The organism is Neorhizobium sp. T25_13 (assembly GCF_002968675.1).
Classification (GTDB): domain Bacteria; phylum Pseudomonadota; class Alphaproteobacteria; order Rhizobiales; family Rhizobiaceae; genus Neorhizobium; species Neorhizobium tomejilense.
The window spans coordinates 1-11496 of the sequence record NZ_PVBI01000034.1 but is presented as its reverse complement, the minus strand read 5'-3'; the positions used below and the strand labels follow the sequence as shown (position 1 = coordinate 11496).

Below are 11496 nucleotides of genomic sequence, written 5' to 3'. Positions count from 1 at the left end.
CCCCACAAGGGGGAGGGTTAAGAATGCCGCGCCGCCCTGGTGGGAGATGCTCGACGACAGAGAGGGCTCATACGGCGCGCCCTAATTTTTCTCGCTTTTGATTTCCCCGCCCTTCCAACCCATGCCTACAATCCTCCCGCTTCCGTCGCCGGAGTGTTTCGCGAGACGTTCGCGGGCAGGCGGGAGCCGGCGCTTTCATCGGAACCGTAACGTGCGGGGATGGTGGAAGAGGTGAAAGCCATGGGAGATGAAAGTCTCCCTATCAAGCCTCCCCCGGACAGCCATGTCCGGTTCGGTTGAGCCGTGCAAGTGGCAGGCCTGTCCCGAAAGGAGGGGCGCGAACACAGCCACGCAGCGAGGCGAGATGATCACCTGTAGGGGCCGGAAGCCCCGAAAAGACGCCGAAGGCCACGCGAATGCGGAGCCGTATTATTATTTTACTATGAGGTTCCGCATTCGTGTGGGCTCTCCAAATTCAAGGCCAAGCCACGGGCGCATTTCGCCGCGTGAACAAGAACCCGTGTCATTTCGGAGGATAGGCATGCTTCCCGCCGCGGAAGTCGCTGACGGAATAACAGCCGCCTTCGCCGCGCACGGCGCTTTCGCCGATCACCGCCTTGCCGTGGCCGCCGGGGATATCCAGGACATAGGTCGGCTGGCAGAGCCCGGAGATGGTGCCGCGCAGCGCCGAGGCGATCTTCTGGCCCTCGGCGATATCCAGCCGGAAGTGGCTCGTACCCGGGGCAAGGTCGGGATGGTGCAGGTAATAGGGCTTGATCCGGGTCTCGACGAAAGCCTTCATCAGGTCGCCAAGCACCGCCGGATCGTCATTGACGCCGCGCAGGAGCACCGTCTGGCTCACCATCGGAAAACCGGCATCGACCAGGTGGGCGCAGGCGGCGCGGGCAGCGTCGGTCATTTCTCGCGGATGGTTGGCGTGCAGCGCGATGTAGACGACCTTGCCGCTTTCCTTCAGTGCCGCAATCATTGCCGCGTCGATGCGCTCGGGCTCGACGACCGGCACCCGCGTGTGGAAGCGGACGATCCTTACATGGGGGATCTCGGCAAGGCCGCGCATGATGGCAGCAAGCCGTCTCGGCGAAAGCACCAGCGGGTCGCCGCCGGTGAGGATCACTTCCCAAATCTCCGGATGCTCGCGGATATAGGCAAGCGCCGCCGACAGCTCCTCGGGCGCCAGCGTTCCGTCGCCTTGCGGCCCGACCATCTCGCGGCGGAAGCAGAAGCGGCAATAGACCGGGCAGATATGCACGGCCTTCAGCAGCACCCGGTCCGGATAGCGATGAACGATGCCCTTGACCGGGCTGTGCGCCTGATCGCCGATCGGGTCGGCACGCTCTTCCGGCGTCGTCAGCAATTCGTTCGGATCTGGCACGAACTGCCGGGCGATCGGATCGTTTTGATCGGTTCTGTCGACGAGCGAAACCACGGTTGGGGTCAGCGCGATCGCGTAGCGGTCTGCGACGGCTCGGATGCCGTCGAGCTTTTGCGGCTCGATCAGGCCGGCGGCCGCGAGATCTTCCGGGGTTTTCAATGAACGGACTGCGGTCACGAAAACACCTCCGCGACCGGCGCCCACATGACCTGTTCGATGCGGGTCGCGCCCGTTGCCAGCATGGCGAGCCGATCGAAGCCGAGTGCGGCGCCGCTCGCGTCGGGCATGATCGAAAGCGCATCGAGAAAGTCTTCGTCGAGCGGGTAACGTTCGCCGTAGATGCGGGATTTTTCGGCCATCTCGTGCTCGAAACGGCGGCGTTGTTCGCCGGCGTCGGTCAGTTCTCCGAAGGCGTTGGCAAGCTCGACGCCGCAGGCATAAAGCTCGAAACGTTCGGCGACGCGCGGATCACGGGCGGAGGGCCGGGCGAGCGCTGCCTCGGAAACAGGGTATTCGTGGAGGATCGTCGCGCGGTCCTGGCCGAGATGCGGCTCGACCTTCTCGACCAGGACCCTGCTGAAAAGGTCTGCCCAGGTGTCGTCCTCGGCAAAGCGGATATCGGCCTTTTTCAGGCCGGCCGCCAGGAGATCGCGGTCGGTATCGCCGTTCGTCGCCACGGAGGCGAGCAGGTCGATGCCGGCGAACCGGTCGAAGGCTTCAGCGAGCGTCAGGCGTTCCGGCTCGGCGAAAGGATCGACTTCCAGCCCGCGGAAGGCAAAGCGCCCGGTCCTGGTGGTATCGGCGGCCAGTGCCAGCATCTCGGCGCAATCGGCCATCAGCTGTTCGTAGCTTTCGCCGACGCGGTACCATTCCAGCATGGTGAATTCCGGATGGTGCAGCGGCCCGCGTTCCCGGTTGCGGTAGACATGCGCGAAGGTGAAGATGCGCTCCTCGCCGGCGGCCAGCAGCTTCTTGGCGGCAAATTCCGGCGACGTGTGCAGATAGAGCGGCGCCCTGCCGCCATCGATGGCGATCGCTTCGGTTGCGAAGGCATGCAGGTGGGTCTCGTTGCCGGGGGAAACCTGGAGCGTCGCCGTATCGACCTCGATGAAATCGCGCTGCGAGAAGAAGTCGCGCAACGTCGTCTGGACCGCATTGCGGCCCATCAGGAAGGGCCGACGGTCGGCGTGGTTTGCCGGCGTCCACCAGGGCGAGCGGGATATGGCAGGTCGCGACGAGCTCATTTACGGCTTTCTTCGCCGGTTCTCCCCGGCAAGGCTTCCACTTTGCGCGGTTTTGGAGTAGTTCCGGCCGGAAAACAGACGATCCGTCCTTCGGGCCGGTTATCGCCCGGTCCTCTACGACGCATTTTCGGCAGTTACAAGCCGGTTCGCACCACAAGGAATCCTATGGTCAAGGTCATCGCCTCTTCTGTCCGCAAGGGCAACGTCATCGATGTGGACGGCAAGCTTTATGTCGTTCTCACCGCCGAGAACTTCCATCCCGGCAAGGGTACGCCTGTCACGCAGGTCAATATGCGCCGCATCGTCGACGGCGTGAAGGTGTCCGAGCGCTGGCGGACGACCGAGCAGGTCGAGCGCGCCTTCGTCGAGGACGTCAACCACCAGTTCCTCTATCAAGACGGCGAAGGCTTCCACTTCATGAACCCGGAAAACTACGACCAGGTCGTGGTGGACGTGGATACGATGGGCGACCAGAAGGCCTATCTTCAGGAAGGCATGACCTGTGTTCTGTCCATGCATGAAGGCATTGCGCTGGCTCTTCAGCTGCCGCGCCACGTGACACTCGAGATCGTCGAGACCGAACCGGTCGTCAAGGGCCAGACGGCTTCCTCGTCCTACAAGCCGGCCATGCTGTCGAACGGCATCCGCACCGCGGTTCCGCCGCATGTCGATGCCGGCACCCGCGTCGTGATCGCCACCGAAGACAATTCCTACGTCGAGCGCGCCAAGAACTGAACGTCGAATTGATCGTCCCCGGCCTTTCCGGGCATGATAAAAAAACCTCCGAAGCGCTGGCTCCGGAGGTTTTTTGTTGTCGGTTATGTTGGGGCGGAGCCTACTTCTTGACGACCACCGATGCGACCTTGGTATCGGTCTTGCCGAAGGCGTAACCGCCGCCGATCGCCACGTTGAGCGAGACGTAGTCCTGCGCCATCTGACGCACGGCGGCTGCGAGGTTCGACTGAGCGGTCGAGACCTCACGCTGGGCGTCGAGAACGTCGAGCAGCGAGGAAGCGCCGTCACGATAGCTGGCGGTGCCGAGCTGCAGGGCTTCTTCGTAGGACTTCACAGTTGCCTGAAGTGCGGAAACCGTGCGGCTGTCGCGGGCGACTGCGGCCAATGCATTTTCCACTTCCTCGACCGCGTTCAGAACCGACTGCTTCCAGGCGAGATACTGTCCGCGGGCGCTGGATTCGGCGATCTTGACGTTGCCGCGCAGACGGCCGCCGTCGAAGATCGGCAGGCTCAGCTGCGGCCCGAAGGACCAGGTCAGGGCCCGGGTATCCAGGCTGCCGGCAATGGCGTTGTATCTCGGAGAAATGGAGCCGCCGAGCGTAATGGCCGGATAGAGCTGGGCCTCGGCGACACCGATTTCGGCGACTGCCGATGCGAGTTGGCGTTCCGCGGCACGGATGTCCGGACGGTTGCGGATCAGGTCCGCCGGGACGCCGGCCTTGGTGCTGAAGCGGGCGACCGGCTGGCGGGCGCCTTTCTGCAGTTCGGGAACGAGCGACGATGCAGGCATGGCGAGAAGCGTGGCGACACGGTGCGCCGCACCCCGGAAACTCGTTTCCAGGCCTGGAATTTCCGCGATCGTCGAATTGACCAAGCCTTCCGACTGGACGACATCGAGGCGGGACGCCGCGCCGGCATCAAGCTGGAGCTTGGTGAGGCTCAGCGTTTCGCGCCGCGAATCGAGGTTCCGGCGGGCAATCGCAATACGCTCCTGATAGTAGCGTACGTCGATATAGGCCGCGGCGATCTGAGACAGGAACGAGAGACGTGCAACGTCCTCGCTGGCATAGGCAGCATCGAGGCTTGCGAGCGCACTTTCCTTCGAACGCCTGTAGAGGCCGAAAAGATCGAGGAACCAGGACGCGTCGGCAGTACCCGCCGTGACGGTCGTCCGCGAGAACGAACGGGGGCTGGTACGAGTGCCGGTGGTCGTGCTGGCGGCCGAGAGATCCAGCGACGGGAGAGCGCCTGCGCCGGCGACGGTAACGTTGGCCTCGGCAGACGTGATCCGCTCCAGAGCCTGGAGGATATCGAGGTTCTGACCGATCCCCTGATTTACATAGCCGTTCAGACGGCTGTCATTAAATGCGGTCCACCAGGCAACCTGCGAAACATCGCCGTTGCTGGTCTTACCGGCTTCGGCAAATTTACCCGGAAGAGCAATTTCCGGCGCCTTGTGATCTGGACCGACGACGCAGCCCGAAAGCAGCAGCATAGTGAGAGGAGCAACAACACGAATGGATAACATTTTTCTGTCCCAGTGCCCTATAACGCGTGGAAGGTCAGCACTCATGCCTCTTCCGATTGTCCCGTCAGCAGCGATTCGCATAGCTTCTGACGGCATTAAAGGTCGAATACGTTAACGAACGTAATCGTCATCCTACTCTTTTTCACGCTTTGATAACCGTCTAACGACAACAAAGAAGGACGGAACGAAGAAAATTCCGAGAAGTGTTGCAGAAAGCATACCACCCAGCACGCCGACGCCGATGGCGTTCTGCGCGGCGGATCCAGCGCCGGTTGCGATCGCCAGCGGCACGACGCCGAGGATGAAAGCGAGCGATGTCATGACGATCGGCCTCAGTCGCAGGCGCGCGGCCTCGAGGGTGGCCTCGATCATTTTCATCCCGCCGGCCTGACGATCCTTGGCGAATTCGACAATCAGAATGGCGTTCTTCGCCGCCAGGCCGATCGTCGTCAGGAGCCCGACCTTGAAGTAGACGTCGTTCGACTGGCCGAAGAAATACGCGGCGGAAAGCGCACCGAGCACGCCGATCGGCACGGCCAATATGACGGAGAACGGGATCGACCAGCTTTCATAAAGCGCCGCAAGGCAGAGGAAGACGATCAGGACCGATAGCGCGTAAAGCATCGGCGCCTGCGAGCCGGACAGCCGTTCCTGGTAGGAAATGCCCTGCCAGGCCACCGAATAACCGCCAGGCAGTGCGGACGTCAGCCTCTGCATCTCGTCCATGGCCTGGCCGGTACTGACGCCGGGACCCGCCGCGCCGTCGAAGGGAATGGCGCTGGTGCCGTTGAAGCGCGCAAGCTGCGGCGTGCCGTTGATCCACTGGACGGTGCTGAAGGCGGAGAAGGGAACCATCTCGCCGCTCGTGTTGCGGGCGAACCAGTGTTTCAGGTCATCCGGCTGCATACGGTAGGGCGCATCGCCCTGGACATAAACAGGCTTCAGCTCGTTGTTGAGGGTGAAGTCGTTGACGTCGCGTCCAGCGAAGATGGTCGCCAACATCGAATTGACCGAAGCGAGGTCAACGCCCATCGCGCCCAGCTTTTCCTGGTCGAGCAGGATCTTGAGCTGGGTTTCGGACCGCTGGGTGCTGCTGCGCAGCGAACTGATGTTCGGATTGCCGGTGCCGGCCTGAATGAGCTGCTGCGATGCCGTGGTCAGCGCCGCATTGCCGTTGTTGCCGCTGTCGACCAGATACATGGAGAAGCCGCTCGACGTGCCCAGCCCCTGGATGGCCGGCGGCAGAAGCGCGAAGACCTGCGCATCGCGGATGCTGAAGAAATACCCGCTCGCCCGCTGGACGATAGCTGCGGCGGACTGCTCCGGCCTGGTTCGCTCGGCGAAATCCTTCAGCTTGGTGAAGACGATCGCATTGTTCTGGCCGCTTCCGCTGAAGCTGAAGCCGAGGACGCCGAATACAGCATCCACATTGTCCTTTTCCTTTTCGAGGAAATAGGCCTCGACCTTCTTGACCGCCTCGTCGGTGCGCGGCGTGGTGGCGCCGACGGGCGTCTGGATGATCGTCAGCAGAACGCCCTGGTCTTCCTGCGGAAGGAAGGAATTCGGCAGCCTGGTGAAAAGCCAGGCGCAGCCGCCGATCACCAGCAGGAACACCAGCATCACACGGAACGGGCGCTTCAGGAGATAGCCGATGGTGCTGACATATCCGCTCGTAGACCGCTCGAACCCGCGATTGAACAGGGCGCCGATGCCGCGACGTTTCTTGTGATGATCGATCGGCTTCAGCATGGTGGCGCAAAGCGCCGGCGTCAGCACGATGGCGACCAGCGCCGAAAGCAGCATGGCGGAGACGATGGTGATCGAGAACTGCCGGTAAATGATGCCGGTCGAGCCACCGAAAAAGGCCATCGGGATAAACACCGCGGTCAGGACGAGCGCGATGCCGATGATGGCCCCGGTGATCTCGCCCATGGACTTTTCGGTCGCTTCGAGCGGACTCAAGCCCTCCTCGTCCATGATGCGCTCGACATTCTCGACGACGACGATGGCGTCGTCGACCAGAAGGCCGATGGCCAGAACCATGGCGAACATCGTCAGCGTGTTAATGGAATATCCGGTCATCGCCAGCACCCCGAACGTGCCGAGCAGGACGACGGGCACCGCAATCATCGGGATCAGTGTTGCACGCAGATTTTGCAGGAAGACGAGCAGGACCACGAAAACCAGGATGATCGCTTCGATGAGTGTGTGGACGACCTTCTCGATCGAAAGCTGCACGAAGGGCGTCGTGTCGTAGGGATAGGTGATCTCCACGCCGTCCGGAAGATTGGGTCCGATGGCGGTCAGCGCCTCCCTGACGCGCGCGGCGGTATCGAGAGCGTTGGCGCCGGTCGCGAGGTTCACGGCGAAACCGGTGGACGGCAGGCCGTTCTGGCGGGAACCGCCGCCATAACTCTCCTCGCCGATCTCGACGCGGGCAACATCGCTGAGGCGCACCGTCGCGCCGTCCTGTTCGACCTTGAGGATGATCCGCTCGAAATCGTCGACCGTCGTCAGCTGGCTTTGCGCGGTCATGGTGACCGTCAGCTGCTGCTCCGCCTTGGCCGGAAGGCCGCCGAGCGCGCCGACCGAAACCTGGGTGTTCTGGGACTGGATCGCGGACGTCACGTCGGCGGGCGTCAGCTGGTATTTCTGCAGCTTGTAGGGATCGAGCCAGACGCGCATTGCGTAACCGGACCCGAAGATGTCGATGCTGCCGACGCCTTCCAGGCGCTTGACCTGATCCTCGATCTGCGTGGAAAACAGGTCGCCGAGATCGACGGAGCTTCGCTTCTTGTCGGTGGAAACCAGGGCGCCGACCATCAGGATGCTCGAGGTCGAACGGGCGACCTCGATGCCCGCCTGCTGCACCACATCGGGGAGCTGCGACTGTACGAGCTGCAGCTTGTTCTGCACCTGCACCTGGGCGATGTCCGGAAGAACGCTGCTGCCGAAGGTCAGCGTGACGGTGGCGCGGCCGGTCGAGGAGGAGGAAGTCATATAGGTGAGGTCGTCAAGGCCGGTCATGCCGTCCTCGATGATCGTCGTCACCGATTTCTCGACGGTTTCCGCGCTTGCACCGTTGTAGCTTGCCGTGATCCTGACCGTGGTCGGCGCGATGTCGGGATATTGCGAGATCGAGAGCGTCGCAATGGCGAGCGCGCCGCCGAGCATGATGACGATCGCGATGACCCAGGCGAATACCGGTCGCCGGATAAAGAACTTGGCCATTCAGATTATTCCTTGCCGCGTTTCGTCATGATCGGTTCCGCTCGGGGCCTCACGGCTTTGCAGCGGCTGGTTTCGGCGCCTCGACGACGAAACCCTTGTCGTCGACGGTCGCCTCGACCGGTTGAACCGTGGCGCCATCGGCGATCCACTGGAAGCCGTCGACGACCAGGCGGTCGCCATCGGTTACGCCCTGCGTGACCAGCCAGTTGCTGCCGGAAACGCCGCTGGTCGGGAAGATACGGGTCTCGACCTTGCCGTCCGCCGTGACGAACTTGGCGGAAAGTTCTCCGCGAGCATTGCGGGTCGCGGCACGTTGCGGGATCAGGTAGCCGTTTTCGTTGCCGAGGGTGACGGTGGCGCGCATATAGGTGCCCGGCAGGATCATGTCGCTCGGATTATCGAACAGCGCGCGGATCTGATAGGTGCCGGTCGTCTCGCTGACGGCCATGTCGGCCATGTCCAGCTTGCCGGTCAGCGGGTAGTCCGTACCGTCTTCAAGTGTCAGGCGGATATCGGCCTTGCGCGGATCGCCGCTCAGGCGGCCGGAAGCCATGGCCGAGCGCAGTTCCAGAAGATTGGTGCTGGAATCGATCAGGTCGATGTAGATTGGATCGAGACGGCGCAGCGTGGTTAGCGCCGTCGTCTGGTTGGCGGTGACGATATTGCCGATGCTGACATTGGAGATCGACGTGACGCCGTCGAAGGGCGCCCGGATTTCGGTCAGGTCGAGATTGATCTGGGCGGCATTGAGCGCGGCATTGGCCTGTTCGACATCCGCCTGCGCCTGGAGAAGCGTCACCCGCGCGCTCTCATATTCGATCTGTGTCGCACCGCTGTTGACCAGCCGCTCGTAGCGGGAGAGGTTCGCCTGGGCGCTCGGGATACTGGCTTCCGCCTTCGAGACGGTCGCCTTCGCCTGGGCGACCTCGGCCGCATAGGTGCTGTCCTCGATCTTGTAGAGAAGGTCTCCGGCCTTGACCTCGTTGCCCTGCTTGAAGGCGATCTGCTTGATCTCCCCGGTGACGCGCGGGCGGATGTCGGCGATCTGGAAGGGTGCCGCCCGGCCCGGCAGGACGGCCGTGATCGGCTGCTCGGACTTCTTCATGATCACCACGCTGACCGGCTGAGGCGGGCGCTGCGGGGCACCGCCTGCGGCACCGTTGCCGGCCGGCGTCTGGCCCGAATCGCTGCAGGCAGCGAGTGCTGCGGAAAAAAGCAGGGGAAGTATCAGTTTGCGTCCGGTCATGGCGTCATCCAAGGCAAAACATCTGGGCGATCGCCTCGGCAGGCGGGATGTGCCGGGGCGGAAGGCGGGGAGATTAACCCGTCTTAGGCGGTCGGAACAGTAGTGGTCGAAAACGTAAGTTCAACCGGCGTTCCAGGTTCGCGAAAGTGACGTAAATATAAAACCGTCACTTGGCAAGCGGATTTTGCAGCGCAGCATTCACAAGTCTGGCAAGGCCATTGCAGCGGTCATGCAATTCCGCCTCGCCCGCCTTGGCCAGAAGGACCGGATGCAGCACGCTCGCAAAGGCGGCCGCCACATGCTGGCTGATCGCCTGCGGGTCGGTACATTTATAGGCACCGCTTTCGACGCCCTGCCGTATCAGATCGCTGAACAGGTTCTCGATCAGCCGCTTGTAATGCCGGCCGCTCGGGAGATCCGCCTCCGACATCAGGAAGATCATCTCGAACAGGAAGGGATTGTCGCGGAGGTCCTGGAGATGCGCCTCCATCAGCTTGCGGACGACGATCGCCAGCCGTTCGGGCGCCGGCGCCGGCTCGTCGAGCGTTTCGAACCGGCCGATCATGCGGCTGATATGCCGGTCGCAGATGGCATCCGCCAGGGATGCCTTGGAATGGAAATGCTTGAAGATGTTGGCGGGCGACATATGCAGCGCATGGGCGACGTCGGCGATCGAACACTTGGCAATCCCCCGTTCACGGAAGAGCGTCTCTGCCGTGTTGAGGATATCACCCCGGGTTTCTTCCGCCTTGCGTCTCGGTCTGCGCACTCTATCCTCTTCATAATGCCGGATCGATTTTCCGGCAATTGTTCAACGCGCGGTAAAATAGGGCGCCAGGTTCCGGCGGATACGGTCGAGCACGGTCGCGCCGCTGGTATCGGGCACGAAAGTCTCGCCGGTGATCGTCTCGTAAGCCGTGCGGTAGACTTTGGCGGTCTCCTCGACGAGTTCGGCCGGGATCGCGGGGATCTCATCCTTATAGGGGTCGCAACGCTCGACCACCCAGGCGCGGATGAAATCCTTGTCGAAACTCTTCGGCCGCGTGCCGTCGCGGAAGGCCTCACCATAACTGCCGGCGATCCAGTAGCGGCTGCTGTCCGGCGTATGGATCTCGTCGGCAAGGATGATGGTGCCCTCGGCATCCGTGCCGAACTCGTATTTGGTATCGACGAGAATCAGGCCGCGTTGCGCCGCCAGCTGCTGCCCGCGCGCAAAAAGCGCCAGCGCATAACGGGAGAGGGTCGTCCATTGTTCGGCGGTCAGAAGTCCCTGCTCGACGATCTCTTTAGGCGTCAGGGGCTCGTCGTGACCGCCGTCGAAGGCCTTGCTGGTCGGCGTGATGACCGGGGCGGGCAGGATTTCGTTGTCCTTGAGGCCGTCCGGGAGGTCGAGCCCGTACATGGTCCGCTCTCCTCTCTTATATAGGGTGAGCAGCGACGTGCCTGTCGTGCCGGCAAGATAGCCGCGCACGACGATCTCGACCGGCAGGATGTCGAGCCGCTTGCCGATCACCACATTCGGATCCGGATAGGCGATCACATGGTTGGGGCAGATGTCCTTTGTCGCCTCGAACCAGTAACGCGCGGTCTGGGTCAGGACATGCCCCTTGTCGGGGATTGCGGTCAGGATGCGATCGAAAGCGCTGAGGCGATCGGTTGCGATGATGATGCGGCTGCCGTCCGGCAGATCGTAGTTCTCGCGTACCTTGCCGCGATAGGGGTTCGGCAATTCGGGAATGAAGGCATCGGAGAGAACGCGCACGGGGACCACTTTCCAGAGAGTTTCGGGGGCATCCTGCTATCGCATGTTTTGCCGCAGCGGCACAAGAATGGAAGGAATGGCCGCCTTCATGGGTGAATCGGTTCCGCGGTCGATGAAGAGCCCTATATAGAGTGCAGTTAACGAATATTAACGCCTCAGGATTCTCCAAAATCGGGTATTCTCCTGCGAAAACAAATAGTTGTACGATTTCTCAAGATTTCTGAATCAATGCTGTTGACTTCAAATGGTGGTGGGATCTATAACCCGCTCACTGAACGAGGGCGGCGGCGCTGCTGGCGACGACGACTTTCGTTCTTCAGAAATCACTGATTGATTGGCGCATGCTGGTTGGGACCG

General features: G+C 62.2%; 8 protein-coding genes. 1 reads left to right on the top strand and 7 read right to left on the bottom strand.

Features of this window, described 5'->3' with window-relative positions:
- Nucleotides 1-523: 523 nt before the first annotated feature.
- Entirely contained in the window at nt 524-1570 is a 1047-nt protein-coding gene (locus C5J22_RS30680; RefSeq protein ID WP_105441359.1) for a lysine-2,3-aminomutase-like protein, read from the bottom strand.
- Nucleotides 1567-2637: an EF-P lysine aminoacylase EpmA gene (epmA, locus tag C5J22_RS30675; RefSeq protein ID WP_105441358.1), complete on the bottom strand. Its 1071-nt coding sequence runs from the start codon at nt 2635-2637 to the stop codon at nt 1567-1569. The genes C5J22_RS30680 and epmA overlap by 4 nt, the downstream gene beginning before the upstream one ends.
- Nucleotides 2638-2802: 165 nt before the next feature.
- Between epmA and efp the strand changes: the two genes are divergently transcribed.
- Entirely contained in the window at nt 2803-3372 is a 570-nt protein-coding gene (gene efp / locus C5J22_RS30670; protein ID WP_038591328.1) for an elongation factor P, read from the top strand.
- A 100-nt stretch (nt 3373-3472) separates the two neighbouring features.
- Here efp and C5J22_RS30665 read toward each other — a convergent pair whose 3' ends face one another.
- From C5J22_RS30665 to C5J22_RS30645, 5 genes are all read right to left on the bottom strand, one after another.
- Nucleotides 3473-4900 (bottom strand): efflux transporter outer membrane subunit, encoded by a 1428-nt coding sequence (locus tag C5J22_RS30665; RefSeq protein WP_105441357.1) that lies wholly within the window; start codon nt 4898-4900, stop codon nt 3473-3475.
- 132 nt (nt 4901-5032) lie between these two features.
- Nucleotides 5033-8131, bottom strand: coding sequence for an efflux RND transporter permease subunit (locus C5J22_RS30660; protein WP_105441356.1), 3099 nt, complete (start codon nt 8129-8131; stop codon nt 5033-5035).
- Between the two features lie 49 nt (nt 8132-8180).
- Nucleotides 8181-9377 carry an efflux RND transporter periplasmic adaptor subunit gene (locus tag C5J22_RS30655; protein ID WP_105441355.1) on the bottom strand — a complete coding sequence of 399 codons (1197 nt, stop codon included), beginning with the start codon at nt 9375-9377 and terminating at the stop codon, nt 8181-8183.
- Between the two features lie 166 nt (nt 9378-9543).
- Entirely contained in the window at nt 9544-10146 is a 603-nt protein-coding gene (locus C5J22_RS30650; RefSeq protein WP_172746847.1) for a TetR family transcriptional regulator, read from the bottom strand.
- Between the two features lie 42 nt (nt 10147-10188).
- A complete protein-coding gene (locus tag C5J22_RS30645; protein ID WP_105441353.1) occupies nt 10189-11139 on the bottom strand; it encodes a phosphoribosylaminoimidazolesuccinocarboxamide synthase in 951 nt (316 codons plus the stop codon).
- Between the last annotated feature and the right edge of the window lie 357 nt (nt 11140-11496).